This is a genomic window from Enterobacter cloacae complex sp. IR5422, assembly GCF_049238165.1.
GTDB classification, from domain to species: Bacteria; Pseudomonadota; Gammaproteobacteria; order Enterobacterales; family Enterobacteriaceae; genus Enterobacter; species Enterobacter roggenkampii.
Genome location: NZ_JBMKHT010000011.1, coordinates 77,272 through 96,903, shown reverse-complemented (window position 1 = coordinate 96,903; position 19,632 = coordinate 77,272). Strand labels below are relative to the sequence as shown.

General features: G+C 56.3%; 19 protein-coding genes. 6 read left to right on the top strand and 13 right to left on the bottom strand.

Annotated elements, in window-relative coordinates; translation table 11 throughout:
- Positions 1–86: 86 nt before the first annotated feature.
- From ACOTXT_RS08090 to ACOTXT_RS08070, 5 genes are read right to left on the bottom strand one after another with little or no spacing between them, the layout of a single operon-like run.
- On the bottom strand, positions 87–1,064 hold the full coding sequence (locus ACOTXT_RS08090; RefSeq protein ID WP_023294544.1) for an ABC transporter ATP-binding protein: 978 nt from the start codon (positions 1,062–1,064) through the stop codon (positions 87–89).
- Entirely contained in the window at positions 1,061–2,038 is a 978-nt protein-coding gene (locus tag ACOTXT_RS08085) for an ABC transporter ATP-binding protein (protein ID WP_025912484.1), read from the bottom strand. Before ACOTXT_RS08085 ends, ACOTXT_RS08090 begins: the two co-directional genes overlap by 4 nt.
- Complete coding sequence (locus tag ACOTXT_RS08080) at positions 2,031–2,876, bottom strand: ABC transporter permease (protein ID WP_032675491.1); 846 nt, start codon at positions 2,874–2,876, stop codon at positions 2,031–2,033. Before ACOTXT_RS08080 ends, ACOTXT_RS08085 begins: the two co-directional genes overlap by 8 nt.
- A 5-nt stretch (positions 2,877–2,881) precedes the next feature.
- The gene (locus tag ACOTXT_RS08075) at positions 2,882–3,835 is read right to left on the bottom strand and encodes an ABC transporter permease (protein WP_025912485.1); all 954 of its coding nucleotides are present in this window, start codon (positions 3,833–3,835) and stop codon (positions 2,882–2,884) included.
- Between the two features lie 45 nt (positions 3,836–3,880).
- Positions 3,881–5,470: an ABC transporter substrate-binding protein gene (locus tag ACOTXT_RS08070; protein ID WP_055321448.1), complete on the bottom strand. Its 1,590-nt coding sequence runs from the start codon at positions 5,468–5,470 to the stop codon at positions 3,881–3,883.
- A gap of 245 nt (positions 5,471–5,715) precedes the next feature.
- Between ACOTXT_RS08070 and yghU the strand changes: the two genes are divergently transcribed.
- The 3 genes from yghU to ACOTXT_RS08055 all read left to right on the top strand — a co-directional run bounded on the left by yghU (position 5,716) and on the right by ACOTXT_RS08055 (position 7,670).
- Entirely contained in the window at positions 5,716–6,582 is an 867-nt protein-coding gene (gene yghU, locus ACOTXT_RS08065; protein WP_023294549.1) for a glutathione-dependent disulfide-bond oxidoreductase, read from the top strand.
- A gap of 158 nt (positions 6,583–6,740) precedes the next feature.
- On the top strand, positions 6,741–7,073 hold the full coding sequence (locus ACOTXT_RS08060) for a glycine zipper domain-containing protein (protein WP_008499797.1): 333 nt from the start codon (positions 6,741–6,743) through the stop codon (positions 7,071–7,073).
- A gap of 273 nt (positions 7,074–7,346) precedes the next feature.
- On the top strand, positions 7,347–7,670 hold the full coding sequence (locus tag ACOTXT_RS08055; RefSeq protein WP_023326061.1) for a hypothetical protein: 324 nt from the start codon (positions 7,347–7,349) through the stop codon (positions 7,668–7,670).
- On the opposite strand, the gene ACOTXT_RS08050 is transcribed toward ACOTXT_RS08055, so the two are convergent.
- The 4 genes from ACOTXT_RS08050 to ACOTXT_RS08035 all read right to left on the bottom strand — a co-directional run bounded on the left by ACOTXT_RS08050 (position 7,648) and on the right by ACOTXT_RS08035 (position 11,489).
- A complete protein-coding gene (locus ACOTXT_RS08050; RefSeq protein WP_021242104.1) occupies positions 7,648–8,451 on the bottom strand; it encodes a DUF4225 domain-containing protein in 804 nt (267 codons plus the stop codon). The genes ACOTXT_RS08055 and ACOTXT_RS08050 overlap by 23 nt on opposite strands.
- A gap of 169 nt (positions 8,452–8,620) precedes the next feature.
- Positions 8,621–9,523: an alpha/beta hydrolase gene (locus ACOTXT_RS08045; protein WP_055321449.1), complete on the bottom strand. Its 903-nt coding sequence runs from the start codon at positions 9,521–9,523 to the stop codon at positions 8,621–8,623.
- Positions 9,510–10,409 carry an alpha/beta fold hydrolase gene (locus ACOTXT_RS08040; RefSeq protein ID WP_055321450.1) on the bottom strand — a complete coding sequence of 300 codons (900 nt, stop codon included), beginning with the start codon at positions 10,407–10,409 and terminating at the stop codon, positions 9,510–9,512. Before ACOTXT_RS08040 ends, ACOTXT_RS08045 begins: the two co-directional genes overlap by 14 nt.
- A gap of 24 nt (positions 10,410–10,433) precedes the next feature.
- Positions 10,434–11,489, bottom strand: a complete 1,056-nt coding sequence (locus ACOTXT_RS08035; protein ID WP_055321451.1) for a sugar phosphate isomerase/epimerase family protein — start codon at positions 11,487–11,489, stop codon at positions 10,434–10,436.
- Positions 11,490–11,630: 141 nt separating this feature from the next.
- On the opposite strand from ACOTXT_RS08035, the gene ACOTXT_RS08030 reads away from it, so the two are divergent.
- Complete coding sequence (locus ACOTXT_RS08030; protein ID WP_021242108.1) at positions 11,631–12,221, top strand: TetR/AcrR family transcriptional regulator; 591 nt, start codon at positions 11,631–11,633, stop codon at positions 12,219–12,221.
- A gap of 85 nt (positions 12,222–12,306) precedes the next feature.
- Here ACOTXT_RS08030 and ACOTXT_RS08025 read toward each other — a convergent pair whose 3' ends face one another.
- The 3 genes from ACOTXT_RS08025 to ACOTXT_RS08015 form a co-directional block, all read right to left on the bottom strand.
- Positions 12,307–12,579 (bottom strand): hypothetical protein, encoded by a 273-nt coding sequence (locus ACOTXT_RS08025; RefSeq protein ID WP_021242109.1) that lies wholly within the window; start codon positions 12,577–12,579, stop codon positions 12,307–12,309.
- Positions 12,580–12,782: 203 nt separating this feature from the next.
- Positions 12,783–13,037, bottom strand: a complete 255-nt coding sequence (locus ACOTXT_RS08020; RefSeq protein ID WP_021242110.1) for a hypothetical protein — start codon at positions 13,035–13,037, stop codon at positions 12,783–12,785.
- A 126-nt stretch (positions 13,038–13,163) separates the two neighbouring features.
- Positions 13,164–14,711, bottom strand: coding sequence for a methyl-accepting chemotaxis protein (locus tag ACOTXT_RS08015; protein ID WP_023326068.1), 1,548 nt, complete (start codon positions 14,709–14,711; stop codon positions 13,164–13,166).
- A 550-nt stretch (positions 14,712–15,261) separates the two neighbouring features.
- On the opposite strand from ACOTXT_RS08015, the gene ACOTXT_RS08010 reads away from it, so the two are divergent.
- Positions 15,262–17,808: an autotransporter domain-containing protein gene (locus ACOTXT_RS08010; RefSeq protein ID WP_421625300.1), complete on the top strand. Its 2,547-nt coding sequence runs from the start codon at positions 15,262–15,264 to the stop codon at positions 17,806–17,808.
- Positions 17,809–17,989: 181 nt separating this feature from the next.
- The gene (locus tag ACOTXT_RS08005; protein ID WP_023326069.1) at positions 17,990–19,030 is read left to right on the top strand and encodes an aldo/keto reductase; all 1,041 of its coding nucleotides are present in this window, start codon (positions 17,990–17,992) and stop codon (positions 19,028–19,030) included.
- 64 nt (positions 19,031–19,094) lie between these two features.
- Here the strand turns inward: ACOTXT_RS08005 and ACOTXT_RS08000 are convergent, their stop codons facing one another.
- The gene (locus ACOTXT_RS08000; protein WP_008499805.1) at positions 19,095–19,583 is read right to left on the bottom strand and encodes a TIGR00645 family protein; all 489 of its coding nucleotides are present in this window, start codon (positions 19,581–19,583) and stop codon (positions 19,095–19,097) included.
- Positions 19,584–19,632: the final 49 nt, after the last annotated feature.

The following is a 19,632-nucleotide window of genomic DNA, read 5'->3' as shown; positions in this document are numbered from 1 at the left end:
GTGGTAAATAATTCGCCTTACCCGGCCGACAAAACGCAAAACCCTGTAGGTCGGGTAAGCGAAGCGCCACCCTACACGTTTAAGGCTCACATCTTAAACAGCCAGCACGCCGCGAAATGCCCTGGCGCGATCTCCTGCATGGCAGGCTCCTGCGTCTGGCAAACCGGCATGGCGTGCGGGCAGCGGCTGCAGAACTTACAGCCCGGCAGCGCGGACGTAGGGCCGGGCATTTCGCCGCGCAGGGTTGCGTCTTCGAGGTTGCGAATCCGCGGGTCGGGCTGGGGAACCGCCGCCAGCAGCGCGCGGGTATAAGGGTGCGCCGGACGCTGATACAGCTCATTCGCCGGGGCCACCTCCACCAGTTTGCCGAGGTACATCACCCCAATGCGGCTGGAGATATGGCGCACCATCGAGAGATCGTGGGCGATGAACAGATAGGTCAGCCCCAGCTCCTGCTGCAGGTCCTGCAGAATATTCACCACCTGCGCCTGCACCGAGACGTCCAGCGCCGAGAGCGGCTCATCGCACAGCACAAATTCAGGACGCACGGACAACGCGCGGGCAATACTGATGCGCTGGCGCTGCCCGCCGCTGAACTCATGCGGAAACCGCTCAAGGTGTTCCTGCTTAAGCCCCACTTTGTAGAGCAGCGTTTCCGTTCGTTCGCGCTGTTCTTCACGGCTGTAGCCGTGGATCTGCATCGGCTCGGCCACCAGCTGCCGCACCGTCATGCCGGGGTTGAGCGAGGAGTAAGGATCCTGAAAAATCGCCTGCATCCGCTTACGCAGCGGCTTGAGCTCTTTTTCGCGGGCGTGGGCAATCGCCTGTCCGGCAAAGTGGATCTCGCCCGCGGTGATATCGAAAAGGCGCAGGATGGCGCGCCCGAGGGTGGATTTCCCGCAGCCGGATTCCCCCACCAGGCCAAACGTCTCGCCGGGCTGGATATCAAAGCTCACGCCATCAACCGCCTTCACCGCCGCGCCTTTACGCAGCAAACCGCCGTTAAGCGGATAGTGCTTGCGCAGATCGCGCACGCTTACTAAAGGGGCCTGTTGTTCACTCATGCCTGAATCTCCTTATCGGCCCATAGCCAGCAGGCGGCGCGATGGCCTTCACCCATGGCGTAAAAAGCGGGCTGCCGTTCACACTGGGGCATGCGTTTCGGGCAGCGTTCGGCGAACGGACAGCCCGGCGGCGGGTTAAGCAGGCCAGGCGGCGCGCCTTCAATGGGCGATAAACGTTGGTTGACCTCATCCGGGCGCGGCAGCGAGGCCAGCAGCCCCTGGGTATAAGGATGCGCAGGGCGATAAAAAATGTCCTCCACGCTCCCCTCCTCCATCACCAGCCCGCCGTACATCACCACCACGCGGCTGCAGACCTGCGCCACCACGCCGAGATCGTGGGTGATCAGCAGAATCGCGGTTTGGGTCTGCTGTTGCAGGCTTTTCAGCAGACGCAGGATCTGCGCCTGAATGGTAACGTCCAGCGCGGTGGTCGGCTCATCGGCAATAAGCAGCTTCGGGTTGCAGGAGAGCGCAATGGCGATCATCACCCGCTGGCGCATCCCGCCGCTGAACTCGTGGGGATACTGGTCGTATCGGCGTTCCGCCTCGGCAATCCCCACCTGTTCCAGCATGGCGATCGCCGCCGCTTTGGCCGCTTTTTTGGTGAGTCCTTTGTTGCGCATCAGGATCTCGGTCATCTGTTTGCCGATGGTCAGCACCGGGTTCAGGGCGGTCATCGGATCCTGAAAAATCATCGCGATCTCGTTGCCGCGAATGGCGCGCATCTGCGCGGGCGTTTTCTGCGCCAGATCGTCATTCTGGAAGCGAATGCTGCCGCCGGTTATCCGTCCGTTGCTCCCCAGAAGCTGAATGATCGACTTACAGGTGACGCTTTTCCCGCAGCCCGACTCGCCGACGATGCCGACAAGTTCCCCCGGCTGAACCTGAAAGCTCACGCCGCGCACCGCGTGAACCTCGCCCTCGCGGGTGCGGAAGGTGGTTTGCAGGTTCTCCAGCGCTAATAAGCTACTCATCGCGATTCGCTCCTGGCTCAAAGGCGGTACGGAACACATCGCCCAGCACGTTAAAGCTGAACACCGTCAGCAGGATCAGGATGCCGGGGAACATCGCCAGCCACGACGCTTCGCCAATATAAGACTGGGCGTTGTTGAGCATGCTTCCCCACGACGCCGCCGGTGCCTGCACGCCGAGCCCTAAGAAGCTGAGCGTCGACTCCATCAGAATGGCCGAGGCGATATTGAGCGTGGCGGCCACGATAATGGTCGGCAGCACGCCGGGAATAATGTGGCGCACGATAATGCGCAGCGGGTGCTCCCCCGATGCGCGGGCATAAAGCACATACTCGCGCTCTTTCACCGACAGGGTTTCTGCGCGCACCAGCCGCGACATGTTCATCCACGTCAGCAGGCTGATGATCAGAATGATGTTATCCACGCCCGGCTTGAGGTACGCATTCACCACCAGCAGCAGGAAGAAGGCCGGAATGGCCATCAGGATATCCACGGCGCGCATCATCAGGTTGTCCAGCCAGCCGCCAAAGTAGCCGCTCACCGTTCCCACCACCGTGCCGATAAGCGTGGAAAAGAGCATGGCGAGAAAACCGACCATCAGGGAGATCTGGCCGCCATACAGCGCGCGGGTGAAGTAGTCGCGCCCGTACTCGTCGGTGCCGAACCAGTGTGCGGCATCCGGCGGCAGCGTGCGTGCGCCGAGCGCCATCCGATCCGGATCGTACGGACTCAAGCCCGCACAGAGCGCGGCAACAACGAAAATAAAAAGCACAAACAGGGAGAACTGCGCCGGACGGTTGCGGCGCAGCTGGTGACGAACCTGCTTCCAGCGTCTGCTCATGCGGGTTACCTCAGCGTACGAATGCGGGGATCGGCGAAGCGATAAAGCAGATCGGCGATCAGGTTACCGACGATCAGCATCATCGACGAGAGCATGATGATCGCCATGATCAGCGGGTAGTCCAGCGAGGCGATCGACTGGATCCCGAGCAGCCCCATCCCCGGCCAGGAGAAGACGCTTTCCGTCACGTAGGCCCCCACAATCAGCTCACCGAACGACAGCCCAAACAGGGTGATCACCGGCAGCAGCACGTTTTTCAGCACGTGGCGGAACAGAATGCTGGAACGCGTGGCGCCGTAAGCCAGCTGGGTCTGCACGTAGTCGGCCGAGAGCTGCGAGATGGTGTTGGAGCGGATGTAGCGCACGTAGCTGGAGAGGTTGTAGAACGTGAGGGCAATACACGGCAGCACGCCGTGGCGCAGCACGTCCAGCGTATTATCCTCCATGCCGATGGTGCGCATCCCCATGCTGGGGAACCAGTTAAGCTGCACGGCAAAGACCGTAATGAGCAAGATGCCGAACCAGAAAATCGGCACCGAGATGCCGATATAGGCGAACAGGTTCAGCAGGTGATCCAGCCAGCGGTGCTTAAATGCCCCCGCCAGCAGGCCCAGCGGGATGGCCAGCACGATCGCCAGCAGCAGCGACGCGCCCATCAGCCCCAGGGTGGCCGGAATGCGTTCGCCGATCATCTCCAGCACCGGGCGGTGGTAAATCAGCGAATAGCCGAGATCGCCCCGCAGGACGTTCTTCAGCCACAGAACGTACTGCGTGACCAGCGGCTTATCCAGCCCCAGGCTCTGGCGAATACGTTCGATATCTTCCGGAGCCATGCGCGGCGTGATGTACGCCGCCACCGGATCGCCGGGCGCGAGCTTGACCAGCAAAAACGCCACCAGCGAAATAAAGAACAGCATCGGCAGCAGCTGCAGCAGCCGACGCGTGAGAAGTGTGTTCACGACATGCCCTTACCAAGGCCCCGACCCGACGGCCGGGGCAATCGCTTATTTCTGATAGATTTTTGACAGATCCTGGAACAGATAGACCGGTTTCGGCTCCGCTTCCTGGGTGCCGCCGAAACGCTTGTCTACCGCGACGGTCGCATTGGTATAGGCGATCGGGTAGTACGTCATGTCGTTCGCCACGATCTGCTGAATTTGCTTGTAGATATCGGCACGTTTCGCGGCGTCGGTTTCCACGGCGCCTTTATCCCACAGGGCATCAAACTGCGGATTTTTGTAGTGCGCGTAGTTATAGGCTTCGTTGCTCATGAACAGCGATTTGTAGCCGTCCGGCTCTGAGCCCATGATGTAGCCGCCCAGGTTCAGCTCCCACGCGGTGTTGTTCATATCGAGGCTGCGCTGGGACATGGCGTTGGAGTCCAGCGGCATCAGCTCCACGTTCACCCCAATGCCCTTCAGCGCCTGCTGAATGTAGAGCGCCATGCTCTCCTGGGTTTTGTTGGTATTCACATACGCCAGGCGCAGCTTGAGGTTGTCCGGCGCGCCGGACGCTTTAAGCCGCTCTTTAGCTTTTTGCAGGTCGAATGTGTATTGCTCGACGTCATCCGTCTTGTAAAGCGTATCGGGCGTCAGGAAGGACGTCGCCGGTTTGGCGTAGTCCAGCGAGGTAAAGGCGGTCTGGGTCAGCTCGTCTTTGTTGATGGCGTACGCAATGGCCTGACGCAATTCTTTGCTCTTCATTACCGGCACGTTCTGGTTGAACGTCATATAGGCCAGACGGCCTTCCGGATAGACCACGAAGTCAAACTTACCGGTATTTTTCAGGCGGTTCACATCCTGCGGGTCAACCATCTTGAGGTTGATTTCACCGTTTTGCAGCGCAAGGTTGGCGGCGTTACTGTCTTTGGCGAAACGGTAGGTCACCGAATCTAGCTTCGCTTTGCCGTTCCAGTAATCGTCAAAACGGGTCAGGGCGTAATATTGTCCGGCGCGGTACTCTTTAAATTTGAACGGCCCGGAGCCGACCGGTGCATCGTTTTTGCTGCTCTTTTCCAGGTCGCCTTCGCTGGCGAACACGTGCTGCGGGATCGGGTAGATCTGTACCAGCGTGCCGGTAAAGGCCGCGCTGACCTGCGGTAAGGTGAACTTAACGGTGCGGTCGTCAACCTTGCTCACCTGTACCGGCTTATCGCCGTAGGTGAACATGCTGCGGAAGAAGCTGTGCTGTTTGGCATCGAGCAACTTGTTGAACGTAAAGACCACGTCGTCCGCCGTCAGCGGCTGGCCGTCCTGCCATTTCAGGTTGGGTTTTAACGTCAGGGTGTAGCTGAGGTTGTCGGCAGAGGGCGTCAGGCTTTCCGCCAGGCCCCATTCGATCTTACCGTTGTTGAAGCTATAGAGCGGGGCATAGAGCGCCTGCATGATCGTCAACGTGGTACGGTCGCTGGCGTAGAGCGGATTTACAGCTAACGGGTCGCCGGAGGTAATACCGATAATCAGCGAACCGCCCGCTTTTGGCGCATCGCTTTTTGCCGCTGAGGGCGTATTTGTCTCTTTATTTTTCGCATCATCACAGCCCGCCAGGCCTAACGCGAGCGAAACAACCACTGCCGATAACAGAAGCTTGCGCATCTCACTAACTCCTTGCCTTATAAAGTGTTTATGACTGCATCTTTTATTTATGTTGAAGCATCATATGCAGCTTTATCCGTTTACGCATTAATTATGAAAATGCGATTTTCGATTAAGCTTATGCCGGATTTGATATATATAAGCGCCGGAAGGAATAGCGGCAGATCGATTACGCTCAGTTCGTTAAACGCTTCACAAATCTCCTGCTACACTGCCTCAACACATCACTCAAAAGGCAGGCCAACATGTCAGACAACACGTATCAGCCACCCAAAGTGTGGGAATGGAAAAAGAACAACGGCGGCGCGTTCGCCAACATCAACCGCCCCATTTCCGGCGCGACCCATGAGAAAGATCTTCCTGTCGGTTCTCACCCGCTGCAGCTCTACTCGCTCGGCACACCGAACGGCCAGAAGGTGACGATCATGCTCGAAGAGCTGCTGGCGCTGGGCGTGACGGGCGCGGAGTACGACGCGTGGTTGATCCGCATCGGCGAGGGCGACCAGTTCTCCAGCGGCTTCGTGGAGGTGAACCCGAACTCGAAAATCCCGGCGCTGCGTGACCACTCCACGAGCCCGCCAACGCGCGTCTTTGAATCCGGCAATATCCTGCTCTATCTGGCGGAGAAATTCGGCCACTTCCTGCCGAAAGATCCGGCGGGACGCACCGAGACGCTGAACTGGCTGTTCTGGCTGCAGGGCGCGGCGCCGTTCCTCGGCGGCGGCTTTGGCCACTTCTATAACTATGCCCCGGTGAAAATTGAGTACGCGATTGACCGCTTTACCATGGAAGCCAAACGCCTGTTCGACGTGCTGGATAAACAGCTGGCGCGCGGTCGCTACGTGGCGGGTGAGGAGTACACCATTGCCGATATCGCCATCTGGCCATGGTTCGGCTGCGTGGCGCTGGGCAGCGTGTACAACGCCGCTGAGTTCCTCGACGCAGAAAAGTACACCAACGTGCAGCGCTGGGCGAAAGACGTGGCGAACCGCCATGCCGTTAAGCGCGGACGCATCGTTAACCGCACCAGCGGCGAGCTGAACGAGCAGCTTCACGAACGCCACGCGGCGAGCGACTTCGAGACCAATACGGAAGATAAGCGTCAGGCGTAATGTTCTGCCGGGCGGATCGCCGCCCGGCAACCGAGATCCTTTCGCAGGGCATGATTGGCCTAAAGGTTGAGCCGGTATTGCTGGCACTATCTGTGCGTTTTTCTCACCTCAGAGTGAGAAGCGACGTATCAACCGACAGCAGTCACAAAGGATCTGTTATGAAACTGATTAAAACAACGCTGGTTATCAGCGCCCTCATTTTTTCCACCTCGGGAATGGCCATCGATAAAACCGCCGCTGGCGCGGTAGCAGGCGCTGCCATTGGCGCGGCCACGGGCAAAGATCTGAAATCCACCGTTGGCGGTGCCGTTGTTGGCGCAGGCACGGGTGCCATGTTCAAAAACGGCGACAAAGGTAAAGCCGCGCGTAAAGGCGGCGCCGTAGGGGCTGCCGTGGGCGCAGGCGCCGCGGCGGTTACCGGCAAGAGCGTGCTGAAAGGTGCAGCCGTGGGCGCGGGCACGGGCGCGCTGATTGGTGAAGCGACGCACTGATAAACGCCGTAGTTCTGCCTTTCGAACCGGCATGATGCAGAAACCCAGCTATTATGCTGGGTTTTTTGTCTTATCTCGGTTCCGTTTGAGAAACGGGAAGTATTACCGCGAGCGTTACGGGTAGCCTCCTGTTTGCGGTATCCTTATGTTCGGGACTTTCTACGGAAAGTTGTCCGCATTTCATGTTCCGTAATTTCTTTTATTTTGCTTACGCTGGCCACCTGGGATTATTGGTCTGATACAGTATACTTTCGCCTGTTTAGGGAGGACGTGATGGCTATCAGTGAGAAAGACCTGCTTGAGGCAGGTTTCAGCAAAAGCGAAGTAGACAATTTACAGGGCCGACTCGCAGCAGCCGGAGGCACAATGCAGCATCTCATCGATGCGCTCTCACGGCGCTTCTGGGTTTCGGTATGGATCACGGTCGCGCTGGTTCTGGTTATGCTGGTCACCCTTATCGCTGGCAGCCGGACACACATTCTTTCCGGGGGCATGAGTTCCCTTGTTGTCCTGATCATTGCCTGGGTGACCTTTCCACCAGCTCTGGGCTGGAAAGCATTCCGCCTGCAGAAGACTATTTCCCGGAAGGCTCGATAGTCAGTAAATCAAGCGCCACTTTGGCTTTAACACCCCATCCCGCAATTTTAAGCGCCATCGCGGGACGTGGCGTATCGGATACTTTCCTGAAGAAATCGGGCCTGGTCCAGTACCACAGCCGTTGCGCTTCGGGTTTCAGCCTCAGACCATACGCGCCGTAGACTTCACTAAAGAGCGTGACAGCCTTGTAGGTCCCCAGCCCCTGCTGCCGGCTGAAGCCCAGGAATTCTGCGACCTCCATTGAGCCGTCAGCGAAAATTCCCTCCGTCTGCTTATCACCGAGCAGGTTGTGTGCGGCTTCACGTGAAATAGTGTTAAGCCCGTTAACAACAATCACGGCACCGGCCACCACCCCCAACGGCGTCATGGAGGACATCATGACGATCCCACCAAAGATAGCCGCTCCGGCTACCACCACGTCAACAGCTGAGATGATGTAACCTACAATTTTGTTCTCGTGCCGGACAACCTTCACCTCGGCATAGAGTTTTGCATAGCCGGTTTTGAGAGAATGGGACTGTTCAAGCAGACTGGTGTTCTCTGCACGCAACGCCTGCAGGCAGGCCATACAGTCATCATCCGTTTTTGCCCGGCGTGCGGCCTCAAACTGGGCCATGATGAATGCCCTTATCTCATCCACAAACTGAATCCGGATAAAACCATCCTGAAGATGCATAGCCGCGACCGTGTTGGCCGTATTAACCAGTTTTCTGGCCTCCAGATTGATCATAGTTTCCGCCCAGGCTCGGGGATTCTGGCCGGGTAAAAGCAACGTGTCCATTTTATCGCCTCGCTGATCTGTTTCAGAAAGCATATTCCCGGAACGATTTTTGACAACAAAAATGGGTATTGCCCCGGCAATATTGCAGAACTAACCGATACCGCATCGCGGCATGGAGGCGAGAGGTAAAGATAAAGGGCTCCGTTTGGAAAACGGAGCCTACTCTGAACTATATACAAGCCCGTTCGAACAACCGCCCTGCGGCTGGCGTTAACCCTGACATATGCATGCAGGCATGCACCATTCCCGGCAACCGTTCACAGCGCACAGGCACCCCCGCCTCCTCAAGCCGTCGCGCATACGCTTCAGCCTCATCGCGCAGGGGATCATATTCACAACTCAGGAGGGTTGCTGGCGGTAACCCCCTCAGCGAGGCCATATGCAGCGGCTCGGCATAGGGATGACGACGGTCTCCCAGATAGTTTTCCCAGCAAAACGCCATCGCATCACGCGTTAAAAAATAACCTTCAGCATATTCACAATAGCTTTCGGTCGACATTTCGCGACTTAATGCCGGGTAGAGCAGCAACTGATGCTCAATGTGAGGTCCGCCGCGATCCCGGGCCAGCAGCGCTGTCGCTGCAGCGAGATTTCCGCCTGCACTGTCGCCCCCCACCGCCAGACGGGTCGCATCTATCCCCAGAAGCGCGGCCTGTTCACTGGCCCAGTATAGTGCCTGATAAACATCTTCTAACGGCCTTGGGAAGGGGAACTCCGGCGCCAGACGGTAATCCACGGAGAGTATTTTCCTGCCAGTGGCATTGGCCAGTGCCTGACAGGGTCGATCATAGAGCGACAGCGACCCCAGACACCATCCACCGCCGTGAGCAAATAGTATGGCAGGCTGCGCAATGTCCGCGTTTGAGGCAGCTGGGCTATAGGCACGAAGGGAAATGGCGTAACCATCATCGGCGATGACAACATAGTCCTGCATGTCATCGCTTAATTCATCCTCTCCCTGCAGCCGCAACAAATCTACTTCGGTGGCGGCACGCAGGTCACCTAACGACGCCGGTTGCGGCGCGCCCGATGATGCAGCCAGAAAGTCAGCAATGTGTTTATCCAGCGGCACGATCGTTGCCCTCTGAGAGAAAGGGCACGATCAGCCCAATAAACGCCTCATGACACTCTTCGGTAATAAAATGCCCGCAGTCCGCCACCGTCTCGCCACGCAGATCAAGGGCATTGCCCTGGAGGGTTATCAGCGGTGCATCGCGCGTGGCATGTTCGGCCCCCACCGTTAATACCGGCATGGTTAAAGGCGTTTGCGCACGGCGCTGGTTCTGCCGGATGGTTTCCGGGATAGCGCGATAATAGTCGAAGCCCGCACGCAGCCCGCCGGGTGTCGAATAGGCGGCGATATACACCTCTGCAGCGACCTGTTCACGGCGATGCGACCAGCGATCGAAAATATAGCTGAGATACTGTGATTCTCGCCCGCTGGTCAGGGTTTCGGGGAGATCCGCCAGTTGATTGAACATGAAGTGCCAGAGAAAGATGTTCTCTTCCGGTGCGACGAAAATCGGTGGTGGCGGTGCCAGTCCAGGGATCACCGCTTCTGTCAGCACAAGTCGTTCTATTGCCTGAGGAAAATCGCTCGCTATGGCATAGCCAACCCACATGCCGATATCGTGGCCCACTATGCTATAACGCGCATGACCCCACTGCGCCATCATGGTATGCAGCATGGCACCGACACGTCCGGTGTCATAGCCGTCGCGCGGTTTATCGGACTCACCAATACCCGGAGGGTCGACCGCTATCGCCTGAAAACCCGCCGCCGCCAGCGCCTGAAGAACATAGCGCCAGGTATACCAGGTCTGCGGCCAGCCCGGTATCAGTAATACCGGTTGACCTTTTCCCGCCACGACGCAATGGATGCGCTGTCCGTTCACTTTCGTATAGACGTGTTCTGCCCTGAGATCCGCATGCGCGATCTCACCGTATTGTTGTTCCATGGGGACTCCCTGTAATGTCGTGGCTTAGCGAATGCCGAGTAGTGCGTTGATTTGCTGAGGGTTAACCGGCGCACCGGCGAAATCATCAAAGACTTTATCGGTAATGTGAATAATATGGTCGCGGATGAACGCAGCCCCTTCTCTGGCACCATCCAGCGGGTTTTTCAGACAGCACTCCCACTCCAGGGTTGCCCAGCCAGCATAATCGTATTGGGTCAGCTTCGAGAAAATGGCCCGGAAATCCACCTGGCCGTCACCCAATGAGCGAAAACGTCCTGCACGATCAACCCATGACTGATAGCCACCATAAATACCCTGACGACCGGTCGGATTAAATTCAGCGTCTTTCACGTGGAACATGTTGATCATGTCCTTATAAATATCAATAAACTCCAGATAGTTAAGCTGCTGGAGCACCATGTGGCTGGGGTCGAAAAGTATCCGGCAGCGGGGATGTTCTTTTACCTTTTGATAAAACATTTCAAACGTCACCCCATCATGCAAATCTTCACTCGGGTGGATCTCATAGCAGAGGTTAATGCCCTGCTCTTCGCAGGCGTTAAGTACCGGCATCCAGCGTCTGGCCAGCTCGTCAAAGGCGGTTTCAATTAACCCTTCCGGGCGCTGCGGGAACGGGAACAAATAGGGCCACGCCAGCGAGCCAGAAAAGGTACCCAGATCGCTGAGGCCAAGCCTGGCAGAGGCCTTGACCGCCATCAGCAGCTGTTGCCGTGCCCATTCGCTACGGGCCTGCGGGTTGCCGTGGACTTCCGGCGGCGCAAAGCTGTCGCATAAGCTGTCGTAAGCAGGATGGACCGCCATCAGTTGGCCGAAGATATGGCTGGTCAGTTCACTTACCACCAGGCCTTGCTCCGCCAGCATACCGGTCAAATCATCACAGTAGGTCTGACTTTCTGCCGCCGTCGCCACGTCGAAGAGACGGCGATCCCATGCCGGAATTTGCAGGGCGCTAAAACCCGTTTCCGCCGCCCACCGGGCTATCGCAGGCAAATCATTAAAGGGGGCCGCGTCATCGCTGAACTGGGCCAGATGGAGAGAGGGACCTTTGAGGGTTTTCATCGTATACTCCTATTGTTTGTCGATTGACAAACAATAGGAGTAAAGCCGGATAACCGCAAGCGAAAATTATAAATTCGTTGGTAATCCAGATGATTTAGGCGATCCTGTTGCACAGAATTCAGGAACAACCGGAGCAACAAAATGGCAGGCAGACCGCGCCAGTTCGATCGTGACCAGGCGCTTATCAAAGCGCGCAACCTGTTCTGGAGACAGGGTTATGAAGGAACCTCGATGTCAGATCTGGTGGCAGAGCTGGGTATCGCGTCGGCACGGATTTACAAGGCGTTTGGTTCAAAAGAACAGCTCTTTCGGGAAGCTATCGCTGATTACGAAAATCAGGAAGGCAGTTTTGCGGATCGGGCCTTAGCCGCTGGGGGCACAGTGCGGGATACCCTCCAGACGCTATTAATGGATGCGGTTCACCTGTACTGCCATCCGGATTTGCCGCAAGGATGTATGGTGGTGGCCTCTGCAGCCAGCGTCAGCGCAGAAAATGAGCCGATCAAAACCTGGCTGGCGCAGCATCGCCTGCAGCGTACACAGCAGATCATCGACCGTCTCCATCAGGCAGTGCAAAACGGTGAACTGCAGGATACGACCGATGCAGAGAGTCTGGGAGACTATTTCGCCGTCTTTTTACACGGTTTGTCGGTGCAGGCCCGGGACGGTGTTCCGGAATCACGTTTGCAGGCGGCGGTTAAGCAGGCGCTTAACCTGCTGCCGCCTTCCTGAGTGCGACGCTGAGGAAGGCCGCACAGCGTGGCCTTAGCGCGTTCTGCCGTAAGGCGGAATTACTGACACGTTACGCAAAATCGCATCAATGGTGATCGTCATACTGATGCTCAATCACCATTCCTTCCGCCACGCTCGCCAAATGGCGTGCACGCGGATGATAGACCGGAGCAGGGGCGGCATACGTTGTTTGTACAGGTGCAGGCGCAACGCTTACCGCCTCAGGAACCGTGGCTGACTGCGGAACAATCACGACCTTATACCCGGCAGGAACATCGACCGTGACGCTCTGGGCCATCGCTGTATTGACCACGGCAAAACCTGCCAGGGCAGCAAATAAAATAATACGGTTTTTCATAAATTGAATTATTTCCGGCTTCAAGTAGATAATTCATTATGTCGGCGAATTCTTAAGACAATATTAATTTTCATGTTCTGGAATGTGCAGAAAATGCCAAATATATTGTTACAAGCGAATAATTTAATATTTAAAAAATATTGACTTACGTTTTTTTAAAAAGGCGGCAAGAAATACGCTTGCATGCCGCCTCGCCTGTTATGTTAATACTTAATATCCCGCGCTTTTTGCCGCCCGGCCTGTTTCATCTGACGTTTATCCTGGCGGCAGTCGTGATTACTCTGGTTATTGTTCGCCACGCAGGTCTGTTTCACCTGCCGTGACGCGTCGCGGGTTTCCTGCCTGACATCACGCGCCACGCGCCGCGCCTGCGCCTGCTGGGTCGCACTGGTGGAAACCGAGAAAAGCGTCAGAAAAATGAGAGAAAAGACAGGGATAAAAGATAACGATCTGTTCATAGCAACACCTCGTAGAAGAGAGTCCAGAACGTCAGGGGTTAGCAAAAGAATAGCAGTTTCAGAGCACGCGGAATGGGGAAGGCGTTAATAATGTAAGGCCGCTCAAGGCGGCCTTACAACGTTGCGTTATGCCGTCAGGCGGAACTTCTGCACCGAGCGCTGAAGATCTTCGGTCTGACGCTCCAGCGCCGAAGCCGCCGCGGAAACCTCCTCCACCAGCGAGGCGTTTTGCTGGGTGACGCCGTCCATCTGGGTAATGGCGATACCGACCTGCGAAATGCCCTTACTCTGCTCCTCAGAGGCAGAGGCGATTTGCTTCATAATGGTCGTCACTTCCGTCACGTCCCGCAAAATCGCATCCATGGTCGTACCCGTGTCGCTTACCAGCTTTGCACCCTGCTCGACGCGGGAAACGGAATCGGTAATCAGCCCCTCAATCTCTTTCGCCGCGTTGGCGCTGCGGCTTGCCAGGTTGCGGACTTCGCCCGCGACGACGGCGAAGCCGCGCCCCTGTTCGCCCGCGCGTGCTGCTTCAACCGCCGCGTTAAGTGCCAGAATATTGGTCTGGAAGGCAATGCTGTTAATGACGTTGGTGATTTCAGCAATTTTCTTCGAGCTTTCCGAAATACCGCTCATGGTGCTTACCACCTCTTCCACCAGCGAACCGCCGCGGCTGGCGGTGGTTGAGGCCACATCGGCCAGCTGGCTTGCCTGACGGGCGCTCTCCGCGTTCAGTTTCACCGTAGCGGTCAGCTGTTCCATGCTGGCTGCCGTCTCTTCCAGCGCCGCCGCCTGCTCTTCGGTACGGGAGGAGAGATCGTTGTTACCGCTGGAAATCTCCGTCGCCCCGCGCCAGATATTTTCACTGCCGGAGCGGATCGTGCTGACCGCCTCGCGCAGGCTGTCCTGCATGGCGCTCAGCAGCGGCACCAGCTGTCCCACGCAGTTGCGGCCGAACGGCTCAATGGGCTGGCTGAGATCGCCCTGAGCAATCTGGCGGAACTGCTGGCGAATGCGGTCCAGCGGTTTGACCAGCATCGCGACCAGGTAACGGTCGGTGAAGAGCAGGATCAGCAGACCGACGATCGTGGCGACGATAATCACCGTACGGGTCATGCTGGTCAGGCCGTCCACCACCACGCGGGTGCTGTCGAGCGACTTCGCGGCAGCATTGTTGAACTCTTCAGCCGCCGCGCCGAACGCGCGGCTCAGCGTTGGTGTGACGTTATTGGCCTGCTGACGATAGCCGTCCAGCGCGCCCAGTTTCGCCTGCTGCATTTGCGGCGTCACGCCCTGTTCGAGCAGCGCCTGCCAGGCACCGATCACCCGGGAAGAGACCTGGGGATCCATTGGGCCTGGGGAGATCGCCTTCATCTCGGCCAGCTTCTTGCCCATGTTATCCAGCGCCTGCTGGGCAGAGGCCAGATCCGGCGTGCCGCCTGCGGCTTTGACTTCCATTGCGCGGCTCAGACGGGTCACAAAGCGGAAATACTGATCGTTGCCCTGGCTGAGCACCGTCATCTGCTTGACCAGCTGGCGGTCCACCTCGTTGCCATCTGAAACGCGAGACAGAGACCAGGTGCTGTACAGCCCAACACCCGCCCACATTAAACAAAAGATCCCGAGAATCGCCAGCATGACGAAACGGATCGTGAAATTACGGAGCATATTCATAAGTCTTCCTTGCCGTGAGGGTGAATTCGCCCAGAGGCGAGTCTTACCCTCGTTATCGGCAGAAACTGACGAAGTTATACTATTTCGCGCGTAATTTTATAAAAATCTTCGCTACCCTGACGTTCGCCGGAAAAGGATAATCACTGCGGGGAAAATCTGACTGCTCAATACATGTTTTCATATTTCAGCAGCCGTCGAAATGTAAAACAGACAAACAGTTAATTAACCTCACAACCCGAAAGGATGAATACCCTGATGAATGAGACGGTCAAAGAACCGCACAACCGGTCAAGAAACCCTTTAATTTGTATGCAAATCATTCCAAAGCATTTAGCTCATGAATTAAATTAAATTTATTAATCAGATTTAATTATTTAAACACTAATTATTGTGCAGGATATTTTTTTAGATTTCATTACATCCTTACCTGCTGAGGAAGTTCTTATTTTAAATAAATTCATTTAAAAAGAGCCGGACAATTTTCGACTCATCCAGAGAACTTCAAATGCGCAAATTAATGAATCGTACATTGCTTTCGCAATGTGTATTAGTGGCTTTAACGTCATTTGGCGCCCAGGCTAACGTAACACCCGCTACGCCCTGCCAGCCGGGCGTGACATCGCAGACCTGCGGCTTAACGAAATATGTAGATAATAGTTTCTATGAAGATCCCGGCGTGACTAATGCCATTATGGCCGACACCACCGCAAATAATATCTTTATGGATGGAAGCCGTGAATCAGGGGATACCCAGTCATTAACCGTTTCTGGTACCGACATGTCCGGCCATTATATTCAGGGCAGCAACGGGGGGACGGCTAATATTACGGTGAATAACGGCGCCACCGTCGATATGATCGAAGTGGGCAATACCGGTGCAACCACCAATACGACGGTGACCATCGATGACGCCACGCTGAATGGCGAAAATGACGCCGGAAGCTACGAGGGCAAGAAAGCCTATATGATGGGTTCCGCCATTTATCTCGACCCCATGGATAAAGGTTACCACACCGTCAACGTTGAGGACGGCAGCATACTGCACGGCAGTATTCTCAGTGCGGGAGCCGGTGCACAAAATATTGCCATCAGCAACAGCACGATGGATAAAGGCGGTATTTACGCGGGTAGCGATAATTCTGATACCAATATTACGCTGACTAACGCTTCCGTGGATGCCTCTCAGAGCGAAATCGCGCAGAACATCGACACGCTGGCGGTAAAACTGAGCGGATACAAGCCCTTCAGCGACATCAACCTGGATGCCTTTGGCGATGTCGCCATCGCGATGTACGGAACGAAGGCTGATTCGCTGGCGCTGGATAACAGTACGGTCACCGGCGACATTGGGGCCTTTAACGAAAACGGCACCACGCTGATTTCATTGACCAATAACAGCGTGGTAAATGGCAATGTGACCGTCGATGGTAACGCCGCAAATTCCGTTCTGGTGGATAACAGCACCGTGAATGGCGAGATAAATACCAGCCAGAGTACGGGCAATAGCACAATTACGCTGCAGAACAACGCGACCGTCAACGGTGATATTACAACGGGTGCAGGTGATGATACGGTCGTCCTGACCAATGATTCACATGTCAATGGCAATGTTAACGGTGGTGACGGCAGCGATACCCTGTCAATGGATGCGGGCAGTTCTATATCCGGACAAATAAGCCAGTTTGAAACGGTAAATACCACCAGCGATAACAGCATTGCCATTGATAAAATTAACGATGCAACCAGCTGGAGTTTGCAAAACGGTTCAACCCTGATTGCCAACACCACCGGCAGCAATGCGCTGGTTACCATGAGCACCGACAGCTACGTGAATTTCGGTAATATTACCGGCGCCAATAACGCCGTGGTGGTGAACAGCATTACGCCGTCAGCGCAAAATCAGCAGGGAATAGTCCTGGGGACCTTCACCACGTCGGGCAGCAGTGCGCCGCAGAATTATGCAGCAGCCACGTTTACCAACGGCGACCAGACCGTGGAGAACCGTAGCGGCGCCTATAACTACAACAACAGTCTGAATATTGTTGCGGCCGACAGCGCGCCTCAGGCTCAGCTGACTGCAGATAATAGCCAGAGCTGGAATATTGAATTTAACAGCCAGAAGGGCAACCTTGCGAGCGACGTTCAGGGGCTGGTAGCCGGCCTGGATGCAGCGGAACAGGCCGGACATCAGGTAGCGGATGACATCAGCAACCACATGAACCAGGTGCATCTGGCAAACCTGCTGGGAGAACAGCAGGACGGTGCGCAGGTCTGGGGCGATTTCCTTTATCAGAACGGTAATTTCAGCAACGACGTCGACTATAAAAGCATCACTCAGGGTGCGCAGGGCGGCGTAGACTGGACGGCACATCTGGACAACGGCGACAGCGTCACCGGCGGTATCGCGCTGGCGTGGACGCGCAGCCGCGTGCAGGACACCAGCGACGGCGCGGATAGCTTCAAAGACAGCGTTTACGGTAACTACTACAGCCTGTATGGCGGCTGGCAGCAGGCGCTGAACGGCCGAACCTGGGGTCTGTTTGCTGACGGCAGCTTCAGCTACGGCGATATGCGTTACTCGCTGTCTGCCAACAACGTGACGGGCGATACCAGCGGCATGACGGAAGCGCTGCACGGCTCCACCGATGGCAGTCTGTATCTGGCGCAGGCCCGCACCGGGGTGAACGTGTTGCTGCCAGGCGAAACGCTGCTGCAACCCTACGCCACTCTTGGCTGGGATCAGACCAAAGCGAACGGCTTCTCTGACAGCGAAGTCACCTTTGCCGACAGCCAGGTCTCTTCCTGGAACGGCGGCGCGGGCGTGAGGCTCACCACCACCCTTCGCGATTTGAACAAGAACGTGAAGGTGATGCCGTGGATCGACGCGCGCTTCCAGAAAGAGTTCAGCGATGACACCGACATTCAGGCGGCGGATTATCACAACACCTCCGGTCACAACAACACCATGGGCATCTTTGGGGCAGGTATCAACGCCACCATCGCCCATAACTTCACCCTGACCACCGGCGTCTATGTCGGTACTGGCGATGTGGATAACGATGCCAGCGTACAGGCGGGGATGAGCTACAGCTTCTGATTGTCGTCTGATTGCCCGGTGACCTGCGTGTACCGGGCAGTGCGGGACTCAACGTCTGACGCATCCCGGGGAAAATTGCTGGCAGGGAGTTCTGCCATCGCTTCTCCCCGGGATTTGTGTTTTGATAAGGACAGAATGAAAACGCCGTTTCAAAATTTCATTGATAAGAAAAGGAGACATCATGTCCTGGTACCCTGCCCCTGACCGCTACGAGAATATGCAGTACCGCCACTGTGGCAAAAGCGGCCTTCGCCTGCCCGCGCTGTCGCTTGGCCTGTGGCATAGCTTCGGCCATATTCAGCCTCTTGATGCCCAGCGGGCGCTGCTGCGTAAAGCCTTTGACCTCGGCATTACCCATTTCGACCTTGCCAACAACTACGGCCCGCCAGCAGGCAGCGCGGAAGAGAATTTTGGCCGTCTGCTGCGGGAGGACTTTGCCGCGTATCGCGACGAGCTGGTTATCTCCACCAAGGCGGGTTACGACATGTGGCCCGGGCCATACGGCTCAGGCGGATCGCGCAAATATCTGCTCGCCAGCCTCGATCAGAGCCTGAAACGCCTGGGCGTCGACTACGTGGATATTTTCTATTCCCACCGCGTGGATGAAACCACGCCGATGGAAGAGACGGCCTCTGCGCTTGCCCACGCCGTGCAGAGCGGCAAAGCGCTGTATGTAGGCATTTCCTCCTATTCAACCGAGCGCACGCAAAAAATGGCCGAGCTGCTGCGCGAGTGGAAGATCCCCCTGCTGATCCACCAGCCGTCCTATAACCTGCTCAACCGCTGGGTCGATAAGACCGGTTTGCTGGATGCGCTGGCGGCCAACGGTACCGGGTGCATCGCCTTTACCCCGCTGGCGCAGGGGCTGCTGACCGGAAAATACCTGAACGGTATTCCTGAAGATTCACGCATGCAGCGTGAAGGCAAGAAAGTCCGCGGTCTGAACGAAAAAATGCTGACCGAAGCCAACCTGAACAGCCTGCGTCTGCTGAGTGAAATGGCGCAGGCGCGCGGTCAGACCATGGCGCAGATGGCGTTGAGCTGGCTGCTGAAAGACGCGCGCGTGACGTCAGTGCTGATTGGCGCAAGCCGCCCGGAACAGATTGAGGAGAACGTTCGGGCGCTGGATAACGTGTACTTCAGTGAGGACGAACTCAAGCGGATTGACCAGCATGTTGCGGATGGGGAGTTGAACCTGTGGCAGGCGTCGTCTGATAAATAAGGCCGCACCGAGCAGTCCCCTCTCCCCTTTGGGGAGAGGGTTAGGGTGAGGGGTAAGGCGTACTTTACTTCTTACTGATCTTATCCAGATACCCCATCACAAACGCAGACAGCACAAACGTCAGATGGATAATGACGTACCACATCAGTTTGTTATCCGGCACGTTCTTCGCGTCCATAAACACGCGTAGCAGGTGGATAGAAGAGATCGCCACAATCGACGCGGCCACTTTATTCTTCAGCGACGAGGCATCCATTTTGCCCAACCAGCTGAGCTTCTCTTTTCGCTCGTCGATATCCAGCTGAGAGACAAAATTCTCGTAGCCGGAGAACATCACCATTACCAGCAGCCCGCCCACCAGGGTCATATCCACCAGCGACAGCAGAACCAGAATCAAATCCGCCTCGGCAATGGAAAAGATATTCGGCAGAACGTGCAGGATTTCCTGAAAGAACTTAATCGTCAGCGCGATAAGCGCCAGCGAAAGGCCAAAATAGACGGGAGCCAGTATCCAGCGAGAGGCGTACATGGCATTTTCAAAAAAGCGTTCCATAAAGTCCTGTTTGCAAAAGAAACCAGCGCCCAGTATATCCCAATGGCGC

What these genes read in the sequence shown, in the direction of transcription:
- ACOTXT_RS08090 (WP_023294544.1), bottom strand. Translation starts at nt 1,064, where the DNA reads ATGAGTGAACAACAGGCCCCTTTAGTAAGCGTGCGCGATCTGCGCAAG.
- ACOTXT_RS08085 (WP_025912484.1), bottom strand. Translation starts at nt 2,038, where the DNA reads ATGAGTAGCTTATTAGCGCTGGAGAACCTGCAAACCACCTTCCGCACC.
- ACOTXT_RS08080 (WP_032675491.1), bottom strand. Translation starts at nt 2,876, where the DNA reads ATGAGCAGACGCTGGAAGCAGGTTCGTCACCAGCTGCGCCGCAACCGT.
- ACOTXT_RS08070 (WP_055321448.1), bottom strand. Translation starts at nt 5,470, where the DNA reads ATGCGCAAGCTTCTGTTATCGGCAGTGGTTGTTTCGCTCGCGTTAGGC.
- yghU (WP_023294549.1), top strand. Translation starts at nt 5,716, where the DNA reads ATGTCAGACAACACGTATCAGCCACCCAAAGTGTGGGAATGGAAAAAG.
- ACOTXT_RS08060 (WP_008499797.1), top strand. Translation starts at nt 6,741, where the DNA reads ATGAAACTGATTAAAACAACGCTGGTTATCAGCGCCCTCATTTTTTCC.
- ACOTXT_RS08055 (WP_023326061.1), top strand. Translation starts at nt 7,347, where the DNA reads ATGGCTATCAGTGAGAAAGACCTGCTTGAGGCAGGTTTCAGCAAAAGC.
- ACOTXT_RS08050 (WP_021242104.1), bottom strand. Translation starts at nt 8,451, where the DNA reads ATGGACACGTTGCTTTTACCCGGCCAGAATCCCCGAGCCTGGGCGGAA.
- ACOTXT_RS08040 (WP_055321450.1), bottom strand. Translation starts at nt 10,409, where the DNA reads ATGGAACAACAATACGGTGAGATCGCGCATGCGGATCTCAGGGCAGAA.
- ACOTXT_RS08035 (WP_055321451.1), bottom strand. Translation starts at nt 11,489, where the DNA reads ATGAAAACCCTCAAAGGTCCCTCTCTCCATCTGGCCCAGTTCAGCGAT.
- ACOTXT_RS08030 (WP_021242108.1), top strand. Translation starts at nt 11,631, where the DNA reads ATGGCAGGCAGACCGCGCCAGTTCGATCGTGACCAGGCGCTTATCAAA.
- ACOTXT_RS08025 (WP_021242109.1), bottom strand. Translation starts at nt 12,579, where the DNA reads ATGAAAAACCGTATTATTTTATTTGCTGCCCTGGCAGGTTTTGCCGTG.
- ACOTXT_RS08020 (WP_021242110.1), bottom strand. Translation starts at nt 13,037, where the DNA reads ATGAACAGATCGTTATCTTTTATCCCTGTCTTTTCTCTCATTTTTCTG.
- ACOTXT_RS08015 (WP_023326068.1), bottom strand. Translation starts at nt 14,711, where the DNA reads ATGAATATGCTCCGTAATTTCACGATCCGTTTCGTCATGCTGGCGATT.
- ACOTXT_RS08005 (WP_023326069.1), top strand. Translation starts at nt 17,990, where the DNA reads ATGTCCTGGTACCCTGCCCCTGACCGCTACGAGAATATGCAGTACCGC.
- ACOTXT_RS08000 (WP_008499805.1), bottom strand. Translation starts at nt 19,583, where the DNA reads ATGGAACGCTTTTTTGAAAATGCCATGTACGCCTCTCGCTGGATACTG.